General features: G+C 37.4%; 12 protein-coding genes and 1 tRNA gene. 3 read left to right on the top strand and 10 right to left on the bottom strand.

The window, feature by feature from the left end; translation table 11 throughout:
- Positions 1-47 precede the first annotated feature (47 nt).
- The 8 genes from AB3H90_RS03185 to AB3H90_RS03150 all read right to left on the bottom strand — a co-directional run bounded on the left by AB3H90_RS03185 (position 48) and on the right by AB3H90_RS03150 (position 8409).
- On the bottom strand, positions 48-857 hold the full coding sequence (locus AB3H90_RS03185; RefSeq protein WP_368016162.1) for an MBL fold metallo-hydrolase: 810 nt from the start codon (positions 855-857) through the stop codon (positions 48-50).
- A gap of 50 nt (positions 858-907) precedes the next feature.
- Complete coding sequence (locus tag AB3H90_RS03180; RefSeq protein ID WP_368016161.1) at positions 908-1780, bottom strand: two-component system regulatory protein YycI; 873 nt, start codon at positions 1778-1780, stop codon at positions 908-910.
- Entirely contained in the window at positions 1781-3094 is a 1314-nt protein-coding gene (yycH, locus tag AB3H90_RS03175; protein ID WP_010720051.1) for a YycH family regulatory protein, read from the bottom strand.
- Positions 3091-4926 (bottom strand): cell wall metabolism sensor histidine kinase WalK, encoded by a 1836-nt coding sequence (walK, locus tag AB3H90_RS03170; RefSeq protein WP_010738440.1) that lies wholly within the window; start codon positions 4924-4926, stop codon positions 3091-3093. Before walK ends, yycH begins: the two co-directional genes overlap by 4 nt.
- 3 nt (positions 4927-4929) lie before the next feature.
- The gene (gene yycF / locus AB3H90_RS03165) at positions 4930-5634 is read right to left on the bottom strand and encodes a response regulator YycF (protein WP_010720053.1); all 705 of its coding nucleotides are present in this window, start codon (positions 5632-5634) and stop codon (positions 4930-4932) included.
- A 242-nt stretch (positions 5635-5876) separates the two neighbouring features.
- On the bottom strand, positions 5877-6566 hold the full coding sequence (locus AB3H90_RS03160) for a hypothetical protein (protein ID WP_053765760.1): 690 nt from the start codon (positions 6564-6566) through the stop codon (positions 5877-5879).
- 429 nt (positions 6567-6995) lie between these two features.
- Positions 6996-7853: a DegV family protein gene (locus tag AB3H90_RS03155; protein ID WP_010738442.1), complete on the bottom strand. Its 858-nt coding sequence runs from the start codon at positions 7851-7853 to the stop codon at positions 6996-6998.
- Complete coding sequence (locus tag AB3H90_RS03150; RefSeq protein WP_010720056.1) at positions 7843-8409, bottom strand: DUF1836 domain-containing protein; 567 nt, start codon at positions 8407-8409, stop codon at positions 7843-7845. The genes AB3H90_RS03155 and AB3H90_RS03150 overlap by 11 nt, the downstream gene beginning before the upstream one ends.
- A gap of 314 nt (positions 8410-8723) precedes the next feature.
- Between AB3H90_RS03150 and AB3H90_RS03145 the strand changes: the two genes are divergently transcribed.
- The 3 genes from AB3H90_RS03145 (at position 8724) to AB3H90_RS03135 (ending at position 10991) form a co-directional block, all read left to right on the top strand.
- On the top strand, positions 8724-9668 hold the full coding sequence (locus AB3H90_RS03145) for a tocopherol cyclase family protein (RefSeq protein ID WP_368016159.1): 945 nt from the start codon (positions 8724-8726) through the stop codon (positions 9666-9668).
- Between the two features lie 248 nt (positions 9669-9916).
- A tRNA-Lys gene (locus AB3H90_RS03140) sits at positions 9917-9989 on the top strand.
- 402 nt (positions 9990-10391) lie between these two features.
- Positions 10392-10991, top strand: a complete 600-nt coding sequence (locus tag AB3H90_RS03135; protein ID WP_368016307.1) for an SOS response-associated peptidase — start codon at positions 10392-10394, stop codon at positions 10989-10991.
- 267 nt (positions 10992-11258) lie between these two features.
- Here the strand turns inward: AB3H90_RS03135 and AB3H90_RS03130 are convergent, their stop codons facing one another.
- Entirely contained in the window at positions 11259-12986 is a 1728-nt protein-coding gene (locus AB3H90_RS03130; RefSeq protein ID WP_010720060.1) for an ABC transporter permease/substrate binding protein, read from the bottom strand.
- Positions 12979-14172 carry a glycine betaine/L-proline ABC transporter ATP-binding protein gene (locus AB3H90_RS03125; RefSeq protein WP_010720061.1) on the bottom strand — a complete coding sequence of 398 codons (1194 nt, stop codon included), beginning with the start codon at positions 14170-14172 and terminating at the stop codon, positions 12979-12981. The genes AB3H90_RS03130 and AB3H90_RS03125 overlap by 8 nt, the downstream gene beginning before the upstream one ends.
- Between the last annotated feature and the right edge of the window lie 145 nt (positions 14173-14317).

Raw genomic sequence — 14317 nt, 5'->3', positions numbered from 1 at the left:
CAAAACAAGTTGTTTGAGCGTTTTTTGGGTTATATAGTTGACTACGGCTAAATCGAAAATAACTCCGTTGCTTCTGAGGGATCGGTATCATAAATATCAAACTCATAACCGACACCTAGATCTTTTTCTTTTAGGATATTCTCCATCGTCAAGTGAGCTAGTTCTTTTAGATTGTTTTCTTTACTCAAGTGACCAAGGTAGATACGTTTGGTACGATCACCAATAACATCAGTCATGACTAAGGCGCCATCTTCATTGGATAAGTGTCCCCGATCACCTAAGATCCGTTGCTTTAAATTCCAAGGATAAGGGCCCATCCGCAACATCTCTAAATCATGGTTACTTTCCATCAAATAGCCATCTGCATTTTTGATGATTCCTCGCATATGATCACTGCAATAACCTGTATCAGTTAACATCACAAATGAACGGTTTTCTTTATGGAAACGATAAAATTGCGGAGCTGCAGCATCGTGAGAAACGCCAAAGCTTTCAATATCTAGATCCCCAAATGTTTGCACCTTCCCCATTTCAAACAAATGCTTTTGTTCAATAGGAACATTCCCAATTAATGGAGACATTGCTTCCCATGTTTTTTCATTGGCAAACACATCTAAATGATATTTCCTTGCAAGTACCCCTACTCCATGAATATGATCACGATGTTCGTGAGTGACTAAAATCCCGTCTAATTGGTCAGGTGTCCGATCAATTTGAGCCAACAAAGAAGTAATTTTTTTCCCGCTGAGACCAGCATCTACCAAGAGCCTTTTTCTATCACTTTCGATATAAAGTGAATTTCCAGAGCTTCCACTGGCTAGGATACTGATTTTAAAAGCTGGTTTTTCTTCAGCCATTTGACTACTTCCCTTCTTACTTTGTAAACTTTTTTCATTATACTACTTTTTTAATGATCTTCCACCTTTGGAATCGTATTATTTGTTACAATCGTATTACTAAATGCATTGACCGACTCTACTTGGATCGATTTATCAGGCGTTTCTATCGCCACATACCAGACTGGAACATACACATTCTTTTCTCGCACTTTCAAAATACAAGAGTAAGCAAGCTGCCTCCAAAGGATTTTTGAACCTCGAGAAATCTTATTATTTACATACAATGTTTTGATTGCATCTTCTTCTGTGTGTAATTCTGTTTTTTCCCGTAATTGTTCAATATCGGATAAATGTGTCTGAGTGTACTTCGTGACCATGTAACTTTTATCTTGTTTATTCAGTGAAAACACAATTTTAGCTGTATCATCATAAAAAGGTAGGCCATCATATTTTTGACTTGCTTGTACTTCTGGCGTTGCGCTGTCTAGATCAGAAAAATTCTTCATATAAACATAATCGCTACCAAAGAGTACATTGTTTTTTTTGTTTAAAAAGCTATTCACTGAACTTCCCATTTTATCAGGATCAAAAATACTATTTTCTGATTCTGTCTCAGATAAAGTTTTTGTTAAGACATTGTCATTGAAAACAATCCCACTACTCAACAGTCCTTTTTTACTTGTCCCATGACGTTGACTATCCAGTTCCTTACTAAGGTCCGTTTCCTCCGCACTTAAATAATACCCTTGTCTACTTTCTGAAGAGATTTTACCAGTATAAGAAATGTCATCACTAGAAAGTCGTTGTTGAATGGATTCGGTTTGTCCTGATCGGATCACATTATTTTCTTGGCTGATCGTTTCTTGATAACTTCTAAATAAAAAAACATTTAACCCTAAAAAAGCAACGAAAAAAATCCATTCAATTTTTTTGAAATCCATTTAATTCGCCTCCGTTTCAGGTAATCGTCCAAGCAAATCATTGACAGCGTACCATTGACCTTGGTATTTTACATACCACTCAGGTAATAAATCGACGACTCGATTCGTTTCCTTGATATTTTGCCACGTGTAGCCAACAATCAACGACTCGATTTTTTCTTTGTCTGCCCCTTTATCCAAAAGACTCTGGATGACTTTTTCTGTTTGTGGCAATTCAACTTCTTCATCAGATGGAATCGGTACTTGGATCGTATTCAAGCTGGTTTGGATCTTCACTTGTGAATCTACTTGATCCGCTCCAATTTCAATCTCAACTTTCCCTTTACTGTCTGAACCAAATACAGGAAATCCTTCTACAAATATTCGATAATCGATCTGATTGTTCTCTCGATCAAAATAACGCATATTTCCTAATGAATTGCCTAATTTACTAATATATGGAAAACTTTGTGAGAAAATATTCGCTGTGACGTTGTCTTGTCCGATTTCTCCCCGAAAATCAACGATTTGTGTTTCTGAATGAATCCTCATCGTCTCATTTCCATCATAAAAAAGCAGTTCATTGCTCTCATTATTTGTTTTGACCTCATCTGGTTTTTGGAAAAAGGCATTTCTAAACAAAGTATATGGTTGTTGTGACAGGATATAACTATATTTTTTTAATTTGATTTTATCTTTCGTTTCATATTGTGTCTCAACAATCGAAGGCGTTTTTTCCATCTCTGTCCACGTACTATCGGTTGCCTTTAATTCTTTTTCCAACTCTTTCCAATCAACTGAAAGATTCGATTCGTAAATGGAATCCGTCTCAAAATCAAGGAATCGCACTTTGTTCTCATTTTTATCAAACTGGATACGCATAAAGTAAATAGAATCTGTCCGATTAGGAAGCGCTGAAAAATCCAAACTTAGATGAAAGGCTTCTTTATACTCACTAAGTAGCAGCGGCGCATTATAAGTAAGCTCAATGCCTTCTTGAATAGTTTTTAGCTTGTCAAATTTCTCTTTATCGCCATTGACGATTTCTGTTACTCTGCCAAATCGAGCGCCCTCGATGACTGTTTGGAGGCGAGAAACAAGATTTTCACTATTTGTTTCCTTTATTTGTCCTGAATGCAACCAAGTCACATGTAATGGAAGAAAAACTTCAGATGCTTTTCGGTAGTTTTGTGAATCGATCATCTGTGAATTGGATTCGTCAAAATTAACCGAGGTTTTACCTGCTGGACTTAGCCAAATGGCATATGAGAGGTAGATACTTAAAGCAATCATTAGGAGTAATCCTATTCGAATAACTTTTTCAGAAATTTTCATTCCCACCATTCCTCCTCATATGGTTCATATGGCAACGAGATATAGAAGGTTGATCCTTTTCCTTCTTTACTCTCTGCCCAGATTGCGCCACGGTGGGCTTTGACTACTTCTCTAGAGATAGCCAATCCTAACCCCGTTCCACCTTGGGCTCTCGCACGCGCTTTATCCACGCGGTAAAATCGTTCAAATACCCGATTCAAATCTTTTTTAGGAATCCCAAGTCCTTGGTCAGTAATACTTAAAATCACATTATTGTGTGTTTCCAACAAACGACATGTGATCATTCCACCGTCTGGAGAATATTTGATCGCATTATTCATAATATTATCAATCACTTGGATTACTTTATCGGTATCAATCTCTACCCAAAGATCTCTTTGGGTAAATTCCCGTTTAATCGTATAGTTCTTTTCTTGGTTACCCACCATCATATCAAAGCGGTCAAGAACAAAATTGACTAATTCATTAAAATTGACGTACTCTAACTGTAATTGTGTATTTCCTGTATCCATTCGCGAAAGATTCAACAGGTCATTGATCATGCGGATCATTCGATCTGTTTCATCTAACGTTACTTTTAGGAAATTAGGAGCAACTTCTTCATCTTTCCAAGCTCCCTCACTTAAAGCTTCAATATAACTACGCATACTTGTCAACGGTGTGCGAAGTTCATGAGACACGTTCGAGACAAATTCACGACGTTCTCTTTCTGTTTTTTCTTGTTCTGTTACATCATGCAATACGGCTACCAATCCACTAATAAAACCTGATTCTCTGCGGATCATGGAGAAATCTACTCGTAAAATCATTTGGTCGCTTTCCATTAATCCAGTTGAACGATCAAGTACCATTTCATTTGGGTCTTCTAGCAGTTTACGTAATGTATATTCTTCTTCAATATCTAACAAAGTCAAAATCGACTGACCGATTGCATCTTCATTTTTGACATCCAATAAAGAAACAGCCATATCGTTGATCGTAATGACTTTACCTCTTCGATCGGTCGCAATGACACCATCTGTCATATGTGACAGGACGCTATCTAACCGATTCCTTTCCGCTTCCATCGTGTCTTGAGCTTCTTCGATTCTTTCAGCCAGCTGGTTGAATGTATCCGCCAGTTGCCCTAATTCATCTTGTCCATGGACTTTAACTTTACGACTATAATCTCCCCGAGCAATCCTAATCGCTTGCTCTCGCATCTCGCCAATTGGCTGAGTGATCGACCGTGCGACTAAGACTGATACGACCATGGAGATCAGGGCTGCGATCAACGAAGCTGTGAAGAATATAATCGCAGTATTATTGATTTCAGAATATTTTTGCTCAATATTACTTTTGACGTAAAGAGCCCCGATAACGGCATCGCCGGTCGGGGACAGGATCGGTTGAATATTGATATTCACTCGCTTATCGTCACTATCTAATGCGACATACCTTTTTGTTGTGAAATCATTGATATCTACATAATCGTTTTTCTTACCGATTGAGCTTTGATCACTAACATCCGTTGTCCCACGTATAATCCCTTTTTCATCAATAACTCGAATCTCTAAAATGTCACTCGAGGCATTGTTTTCAATGAATCGTTTGATATTGGCATTGACTTCTTCAATGTCTGCGTTGTCTTTACGATTTAATTCGGGACTGATCGTGGTCGCTAAAGATTCAACTGTTTGATTCATATCTTTGATAAATGTATTGATTGTTGAACGCTCTAACCCTCGGATAAAGTAGGCACCAATAATCTCAATCGAAATCAGTAAGATCAAAATAAACGTGATCGCAATTTTGAAATTGACTGATCGAAAAAAGCGCACTTTTCCTTTCATCAATTACTCCTGTTCCTGGTTACGTAAATAGTAACCAACACCTCGCCGTGTCACTAAATAATTAGGATGACTTGGATTATCTTCAATTTTTTCGCGTAGACGTCTCACGGTTACATCTACAGTTCGCACATCACCAAAGTAATCATAGCCCCACACGGTTTGCAGCAAATGCTCTCGTGTCATCACTTGTCCGATGTGTTTTGCTAAGTAAAAAAGCAATTCAAATTCACGATGCGTTAATTCAATTGTTTCGCCTCGTTTCGTTACCATATAAGCATCCGGATGAATCGTCAGGTCACCAATCACGAGTTCAGAAGGGGCAATTTCTTCTACTTCTTTGGTAGCAGTTGCGCCACGACGAAGATTGGCTTTCACTCGAGCCACTAGTTCACGATTAGAAAAAGGCTTCGTCACGTAATCATCAGCACCTAATTCCAGTCCTAATACCTTATCGATTTCAGAATCTTTTGCAGTCACCATAATGATCGGCATGTCGTAGGTTTTCCGTACTTCACGCGCGACTTCTAAGCCATCCATTTTTGGTAACATCAAATCTAGCAAGATCAAATCAGGTTCCACCTCAGTGACTTTTTCTAAGGCTTCTTCCCCGTCATATGCAGTATAAACATCATAGCCTTCCTTGGCTAAATTGAATTTGACGATATCCGAAATCGGCTTTTCGTCATCGACAACTAAAATCTTTTTCATTAAAGAGCCACCTCTTTTTTATTATTGTCATACTCTCCCATTATAACGTATTTTCCAAGATGTTTCATCTTTGTAAAAAAAGCCTTACAGAAAACATACACTTCTCACTTGAATCCTCATTTTATTTATCCTTTATTTGTTTTTGGTGACAAAAAATAAACGAATCAAAAAATAGCATTTTTTCGATTCGTTTTACTGATTGATAGGGCTATTTTATTTTTTATAGAAAACGACGGTATTCATCAGTTATCTACAACTTGTACCGCAATTAATTCTTTGACATCTTCAGGATTGCCAGTCGGGATCGAAACAATCGTTGCTTGATCAAGGATTTCTTGTTCCTGCTTTTTCACTGCTGCTTGATCTCTTGGATCACCTTGAAAATGACTCGGAACAGGATAACAAGTGATCGTACCGTTATGATTGCTTGAATAAACAACTAAACTTTGATAACCATATTCTCCTGAAAGAGTGACCGTTTCAGTTGGAAAAGTCAAACTCGTGCTATCATAAGGATTGACTGCTGCTCCAGCAGCTGAATGTGACACATGAAGTTTAAAATTCCCACTGGCTAAATCGGTTTTGTAATGTGTACCCATAACTGCTAACCAGACACGGGCATATTCAATTTGGTCGTTTGTATAGCCACTTAGCGGATCGGGAGTGACCATTGTTTCGGTGGTGCTGCTGATTGTCGTTGATGCGCTCGTTGTTTCATTTTGCGTAGTATTCGTATTTTTCGCGACAGACTGGGAGTTAGTCGTAGTAGATTGGGTTTGTGATGATGCTTGTTTGGCTGAACTTGAAGAGTTAGTCATTGTTTGAGTTTCACTGGATGAAGCAGCCTTTGATTCTTCTGCTTTATTTCCTTTTGTGCCACAACCAACAAGAAGAAAAGCTGAAATAACCATTACAAATCCTACTTTTTTCATTTATACCACCTCTTTTTATTAATAGTTCGTATTATAACATTTTACGCTGCCAAATACATCGCTACTTAAGCTATATAATATTTATCTTTTTTTGTTTAAGTTGTAAGATGTTGATTTTTATCTTTCCTATCGCTCAGAGTCATTCTTAGCTAAACGATCAAAAAGAGACTAAGGTAAAACTTGCCTCAGTCTCTTCTAGTATCTCTAAAAACGAATAAACGGTGAAACCAACATCTTCGAAAAATAAGCCGAAATTAACCACTAATTTGGGAAGTGCCAAGTAGATAACAATTAACAGCAAACACTAGTATTTATACTCTTTTCAATTTTCGAAAATCCCTTCTTATTTCTCGATGCTAAACACTTTTATTTCAACCTCTTCTTTGCTATTTTAAGCTGTTTGACTTTGTTGAATAGCTATTTTTCTGATTACTTTTCTAATACTTGAACCCCGACGCCTAACAAACCAGGACCTGTATGAACAACAAGTGCAGGGGATATTTGACCAAAATAGATTTGTTGCGCTTGTGGAAATTCTTCTTTCAATCTCGCCATCATCTCAGTTGCTTCTTCTTTGGCGTCTCCATGCGCAACGGCTAAGTTAAAGACTTTAGCTGTTCCAACTCGTTCTTTCACATAGGAAACAGTTCGATCTAGACTTTTTTTACGACCTCTTGCTTTGCCCACTGTATAATAAATGCCTTCATCATTACAAGAAATGATTGGATTTAATTTTAAAGCCGTTCCTAATATAGAAGCAACTAACCCAATCCTTCCCCCTTTTTGTAAATATTCAAGGGTTGCCACGTTAAAGAATACTTTGGTCTGTTTGACTAATTCATTGAGTCTTTCAATCAATAATGACCATTCCATTCCTTCTTCTAACCATTTAGCTGCTTGAATTGCTGAAAAGCCTGCTCCGATCCCAATGTTCTTAGTATCTAGTACATACGCTTCCAATTCTTCTTGTTGTTGGGCAATCAACCGAACGATGTTATACGTACCACTTAATCCACTTGAGATTGTCACTGCTAAGATTTTTTCATAGCCGTCCTGTTTGATCTGTTCAAAAATTTTGGTAATTGTTTCGCCATCAGGTAAAGATGTTCCTGGAATCTCTTGAGGTAATCTTTGATAGATTTCCTCCGGAGTAATATCAACTTTATCAGTATATACTCGATCTTTATAAATAATCTTTAATGGAATCACATACATTTGATATTTTTCAATTAGCTCTTGTGGAACGTCTGTCCCAGAGTCTACTAAAATCGCCACTTTATTTTTCATTTTTTTTCTCCTCAATTAAATACTCAGTTTCTAGACTAATCGTTTTTTCTGCCAACAATTTCATCGCAAATGACAAGGTCGCCGATCGAACTGCGATATATTCTACGGGTATCTCTTGCTCCAATATCTGTGGATAGACTTCTCCTTGAGCCAATTGGCTAACCATTTTGATGGCTTTTTCTTGTTCGTGACAAAATAGATTGTAGGCTTCACGGATACCAACCGTTTTCCCTTGAAAGAGGATTCCTTCTTTAATTTCCGGAATCGTTAGAACTTGCTTCAATGATGTAATTGCAATTAAAAATGCAACATGCTCTTTGTTGTATCGTTTTTTGATGGGCGCTGGAACTAGCCCTAATTTCACATAATTATTTACCATTGAAGAGGTCAACAATGGATGTTTCTCACCTCGGATAACAGGAGAAAGATAGCGATCAACTAACGTTCTGACCTGATCCATATAAAGTTCTAAATCAGGAAGTTCATCCCACTGAGGTAAATGATAATTTTCCAGTTCTTTTCCCCATTCAATTAATTGTTGTCGCATTTTTTCCATTACTTGTTCTCCTTTGTTGTTTTCACAAACATCTTATTAGAGTTATTAAAAACATCCAATCTAGTTTTTTTAACTAGGTAATTCAATTATAATAAATTTCTCGAGAAAATAAAACAATTTTACTTGCGAATACCTAAAATAAAACAATCTTTCACTCCTTAAACAGATACCTTGGTTCTTTGTTTGCTATTTTTTCTTACTTTTCTGATTCCTTAAGACCTACGGATAGTAACTGGCTTACTTCTAAGCTTATTTGAAACCTTCAGTCCATTCGGCATGGTACACTGAATAAGAGTGAATGGAGGGAAATAAAGATGATTCCAACAGATAAATTTTTTCAAGGAGAAAACAAAACCCACCCTTTTTTTGAAGGATGGTATTTTAAACATCAAATCGGAAATAACGTTTATGCTTTCATTCCTGGCTATTCGATTGCGGAAAACGGAGAAAAGTCTCCCTTTATACAAGTAATCAGTCATGAACATTCCGAGATTTTTTATTTTGATAGTGCGCAACTCTTTATCGAAAAAGAACATTTATTCATAAAAATTGGTGAAAATATCTTTAGTGAAAAGGGTATTTCTCTTTCGTTAACCAATGACAATCTGTCGATTCATGGAACGATTGATTATGGCGATTTTACACCTATCCATCGGACCTACTATGCCCCTAGTATCATGGGCCCTTTTTCTTATTTCACTTTTATGGAATGTTACCATGGGATATTAAGCATGAAAGATTCACTACAGGGAGAATTAGTCTGGAATGATCAACCCATTGATTTTGATCAAGGGATTGGTTATGTAGAAAAAGATTGGGGCTCTTCTTTTCCTGCAACTTATGTATGGGCCCAGTGTAATCAATTTGAGACGTCCGATGCACGTTTTTTCTTTTCTGCAGCAGAAATTCCATTTCTTGGTGGACGTTTTTTGGGAATCATCGCAGTGTTGCAGATCCAGAGCGAAGAATATCGCTTTGCTACTTACTACGGAGCTAAAATTTTATCGATCGTCCAAGAAAAAGACTATTTAGTTATCACGATCAAACAACAACAGCTTAAATTAACACTGGCAGTCCTGCAAAAAGACGGACATCCATTAATGGCGCCTCACAAAGGATTGATGAATCGAGTGATTCGTGAAAAAGCCAGTACAGAAATCTATGTAACGTTACAAAAAAATAATGAAACGCTTTTGGAACAAAAAGGGATCGCAGCAGGATTTGAGGAAGTAGATCATTTGCATGGTTTTACCTACTAAAATAGGAGACCCGCCATTAAAAATGGCGGGAAGGAGTAAAAATGAAAAAGTGTTAGGGTTAGTTCTTTTGCAAGAACTTTTGTTGGTTGGTATGGTTATATCATACTGAGCATTTGTGAATAAACTATGAATGAATTTCTATAAAGACGTAAAGTTTTTTATGATTTTTTTTAAGCTAGTCTTGCATTTTAAAATCCACAGTGCTACTATTATTAAGTAATATTCAGTAAATATTTCATAAATTTATTGGGCCGTTAGCTCAGTTGGTAGAGCAGCTGACTCTTAATCAGCGGGTCGCGGGTTCGAGCCCCTCACGGCCCATTGGGTGCCAAACCCACGTCATCAGTACATTCTTGGCTACTTCGGTAGTTTCGAAAAGAGTGTACGTGATGACATTTTTTGTTTTTCGGATATATTCTTTTGATTGATCACTTAGTATTGTCCGGGGGAAAACTGCGAATGAATGAACTCCGCCAAACCTTCAATTAATTAAACCACATTGCTTCCTCTAACAGATCTCTTCATCGCAACCAAATGATAGCGTTTACTTTATTAATAGAGCATTTATCGTTACAATCTAATTAGTAAGTCTAGCCTTTTTGACGTAATTAGCAAAGAAGTTCGTACACCTTGGGATTCTATTTAGTTGGTGAGTCAGCCTTTTGCCAACCATTAACTAACTATTGGATCGTTTTATCAACTAGTAATTGGAAGAAAAAAATTATGTGTGGACGTTATTTTTTTGATTTAGCATCCGATGAGCTGAAAAAATATTATGAACAAGTAAAGCCACAGGCAGAAAGTCGGCAAATCCACATTGGAAAAAATGAAATTTTTCCATCGAACCATGTAGTAACATTAGGTCTTAATCAAGAATCCGTTGTTGTGCCAGGTATCACTCGTTGGGGCTTTACCGGTTTTAAAAAAGGACAGCTAATGATCAATGCTCGAGCAGAAACTGTGGAAGAAAAAAAGACATTCTCTCACCCTTTCAAAGATACTCGTTGTGTTTTCCCAATGTCGGGCTTTTACGAATGGGATTCTGATAAACACAAAGTAATGTTCACTGACAGTCAAACGACCGTCCTTTATGTCGGTGGTTTTTATCGGATCCATAAAGATGAAGCTGGATTTGAAACCGAATCAATCATTTTGACCACTCAACCAAGTCAATCAGTGCTTCCCGTCCATGATCGTATGCCATTGATTCTAGCAAAAGAACAGATTAAAGATTGGCTTAATGATTTAGATTTTGCAAGGAGTCAACTGACAGCGAAGATGCCTGAGTTAAGTCGACGAAATGTAGACGAAAACCATATATAACCAAAAACAAACATGTACTGAAAAATACAATGAGCAAAATGCTTCTCAGATACTTCGGTTTGTTTTGAAGTGTTGAAGCATCATAACATTATTCAAATATTTACAAAAAATTGAACGAGCACCTCAATACTAGCTGTCTTGCACAAAAACTTCTAATATATTGGTACAAAAAATGAAGCGTTCCAAAAATAGTAAAGACTATTTTCAGAACGCTTCATTTGATTTACTAGAGTTTGATCCAACTTTTCGTGATCAGTTACCTAAACATTATTCTTTCCAGCTATCGACTGTTTTTTGATTTTCTTTGATCCAGTCTTGCGCTGCTTGTTGTGGATCTTTTCCGTTATTGATTTCTAACATGACTTTTTCCATATCTTTTTCTGACCAGTGGAAATTATCTAAGACCTTATATGCTTCTGGTTGGTCTTCTTTTAATCCTTTGCGGACGATCGTATGGATTTCTTCAGCACTTCCCATAGCTTTTTTAGGATCTTCAAGATACTTCAAGTCATATTTAGCAAACATCCAATGTGGAGTCCAACCAGTAATAACGATTGGTTCTTTCTTTTTGATGGCTTGACCTAATGCCACTGTCATCGCACCTGAAGAAGAAGTTTCTACGGTCCAATCTTTTAAGTTGTCATATTGCTTGATTGTATTTTCAGCAGCATTGACGACTCCGGCACCAGGTTCAATACCGGTGATTTTCTTACCTGCTTGATTGGTTAATTCTTCAATCGAGTTGACATCCATATAGCTTGGAACAGCTAAGCCAACTTTAGCACCAGTTAAATTAGCACCTAGATCATTTATTTGGTCTTTGTACTGTGCATATTGAGAACCATGGGTTTTTGGTAACCACGCAGCTACCATCCCATCTGATTCTCCTTTAGAAACAGATTCCCACATGATGGAATTATCTAATGGTGTGATCGACACATCATAGCCCATTCCTTTGAGTACTTCAGCAACTACATTCGTTGAAGCTACTTCAGTATCCCATTCTACATATGAAAGATTGATTTTTTTCGTTTCTTTGTTATTAGCTAAACTACCTAAGCCAATGGCACCTAAAATCACAACCACTACAGCTCCAATAATGATTCCTTGGCGTTTTTTACTTTTTTGTTTGTTCGCACCTGTCGCTTTTTTATTATTTGGTTGATTCAAATGTTGCGTAAAACGGTCAATGATGATCGCCAAGATAACTAAAGCTACCCCGTTAACAAATCCATTTCCGACTTGCGCACGTTGTAATGCTGACAAGACGCCACGACCTAATCCTGGCGCTCCAATCATTGAAGCAATCACGACCATTGAAAGTGACAACATGGTGGTTTGGTTGATCCCCGCCATGATCGTACTTTTAGCCAATGGTAATTCTAACTTGAACAGTTTTTGCCAACTGGTACTACCAAATGAATCAGATGCTTCCACCAATTCTTTTGGTACTTGGCGAATACCTAGATTTGTGAAACGAACAGTTGGTGGTAACGCAAAAATAACCGAAGCGAATACCCCTGGAACCATCCCGATCCCAAAGAATGCAACTGCTGGGATCAAGTAAACAAATCCTGGCATGGTTTGCATAAAGTCAAGGATCGGTTTGATGATACTTTGCGCTTTGCTGCTTTTTGCCATTAAGATTCCTAATGGTACACCAATAATGATGGAGATCATACTAGACAATAAGACAAGTGTCACAGTATTCATCAAATCAGACCATAACCCTTGATTGTAAATAAACCATAGACCGATCAACGTAAACAAGGTCAGTCCTGGACGTTTCTTAGAGATAAAGAATGCAACGACTGTTAATAAAAGGATGAACACTGGCGCTGGAATAACTAATAATAAATTAGTGATCCCAGACATCACTGCTTGCCCGATCGTTTGTAGAAAAGCAAATAGTCCTGCAAACGTAGTCGTAAACCATTCTGTCAATTTCTCAACCCAATCTGCTACGGGTAATTGATAGTTTAATAAATTATTCATGTTCATTCACCTCACCTGATTCTGCTAATGCTTCAATCACACTTCCTCGAATGACAACCCCTTTAAGTTTACCGTTGTCAACGACTGCTAGTGGCGTAGGTGAATCATAAATAATATTGAAGATATCACTGACAATCATGTCTTTCCCAATGACAGTGACATTTTCATCTAAGAAATCAATCAACGGCCGTTTTTGGCGTCTGGCTTCTAGCGCTTGATCAGCTGTAATGATTCCTTTTAAATTTCGTTTTCTATCGACTGCCATCAACATACTTACTTCTTCGTTGCGCATTCGAGTCAATGCAACATTCGGACCATCTGATTCAATATTGGTAGTCAACGCTGGAACCATGATATTTTGAGCTGTTAAGACTTTGGAGCGGTCCACTTCCTCCACAAATTCTCGAACATAATCGTTGGCAGGATTTGTTAAGATTTCTTCTCCTGTGCCGATTTGCATGATTTCACCATCTTTCATCAATGCAATACGGTCACCGATTCGCAACGCTTCGTTTAGATCATGGGTGATGAAAATGATTGTTTTTTGGACATTTGATTGTAATTCGAGTAGTTCATCTTGCATTTCACGGCGAATCAACGGATCAAGAGCAGAAAAAGCTTCATCCATCAATAAAATCTCTGGATCGTTGGCTAATGCTCGAGCTAGCCCCACACGTTGTTGCATCCCACCAGATAATTGATTTGGATATTGATCTTTAAATGAAAGCAAACTTGAGTTTTCAAGTGCTTGTTCTGCTTTTTGTTGGCGTTCTTCTTTCGGAACTCCTCGAACTTCTAAACCATATTCCGTATTTTCTAAGATCGTACGATGTGGAAATAACCCAAAGTTTTGGAAAACCATATTGATCTTGTGACGACGAACTTCACGAAGTTCTTCTTTACTCAATTTTGAGATGTCTTCTCCATCGATATAGATGTTTCCTGCTGTTGGTTCGATCAAACGATTCAATAATCGAATCAAGGTTGATTTCCCACTACCGGAAAGACCCATGATAACGAATATTTCGCCTTCTTGAACATCAAAGCTAGCATCGTAAACACCGACCGTTGCGCCGGTTTTTTTCAATATATCTGTCTTCGGTTGATGATTCTTCATCATTTCTAAAGCTACTTGTGTCTTTTTACCAAATATTTTTGTTAAATTTTTTACTTCTACCTTTACCAAACAAATTTCTCCTTTTTTATGTTTATGTAAATTCATTTTACTTTCTGAAAAAAAGTGACCACACTATACTAACATCGTGTAGTCACTTTGTCAAAAAGGAGACTTTTTTGTTTGCTTCCAAAATAAAAAAAACTTGAATAAAGCC

Origin of the sequence: Enterococcus sp. C63, from assembly GCF_040887215.1 — a bacterium.
In the GTDB taxonomy this organism is placed as follows: Bacteria; Bacillota; Bacilli; order Lactobacillales; family Enterococcaceae; genus Enterococcus_B; species Enterococcus_B hirae.
Note: the sequence above shows the minus strand (reverse complement) of the source record. Positions and strands in the feature narration are given on the sequence as shown.

What these genes read in the sequence shown, in the direction of transcription:
- AB3H90_RS03185 (WP_368016162.1), bottom strand. Translation starts at nt 857, where the DNA reads ATGGCTGAAGAAAAACCAGCTTTTAAAATCAGTATCCTAGCCAGTGGA.
- AB3H90_RS03180 (WP_368016161.1), bottom strand. Translation starts at nt 1,780, where the DNA reads ATGGATTTCAAAAAAATTGAATGGATTTTTTTCGTTGCTTTTTTAGGG.
- yycH (WP_010720051.1), bottom strand. Translation starts at nt 3,094, where the DNA reads ATGAAAATTTCTGAAAAAGTTATTCGAATAGGATTACTCCTAATGATT.
- walK (WP_010738440.1), bottom strand. Translation starts at nt 4,926, where the DNA reads ATGAAAGGAAAAGTGCGCTTTTTTCGATCAGTCAATTTCAAAATTGCG.
- yycF (WP_010720053.1), bottom strand. Translation starts at nt 5,634, where the DNA reads ATGAAAAAGATTTTAGTTGTCGATGACGAAAAGCCGATTTCGGATATC.
- AB3H90_RS03160 (WP_053765760.1), bottom strand. Translation starts at nt 6,566, where the DNA reads ATGAAAAAAGTAGGATTTGTAATGGTTATTTCAGCTTTTCTTCTTGTT.
- AB3H90_RS03155 (WP_010738442.1), bottom strand. Translation starts at nt 7,853, where the DNA reads ATGAAAAATAAAGTGGCGATTTTAGTAGACTCTGGGACAGACGTTCCA.
- AB3H90_RS03150 (WP_010720056.1), bottom strand. Translation starts at nt 8,409, where the DNA reads ATGGAAAAAATGCGACAACAATTAATTGAATGGGGAAAAGAACTGGAA.
- AB3H90_RS03145 (WP_368016159.1), top strand. Translation starts at nt 8,724, where the DNA reads ATGATTCCAACAGATAAATTTTTTCAAGGAGAAAACAAAACCCACCCT.
- AB3H90_RS03135 (WP_368016307.1), top strand. Translation starts at nt 10,392, where the DNA reads ATGTGTGGACGTTATTTTTTTGATTTAGCATCCGATGAGCTGAAAAAA.
- AB3H90_RS03130 (WP_010720060.1), bottom strand. Translation starts at nt 12,986, where the DNA reads ATGAATAATTTATTAAACTATCAATTACCCGTAGCAGATTGGGTTGAG.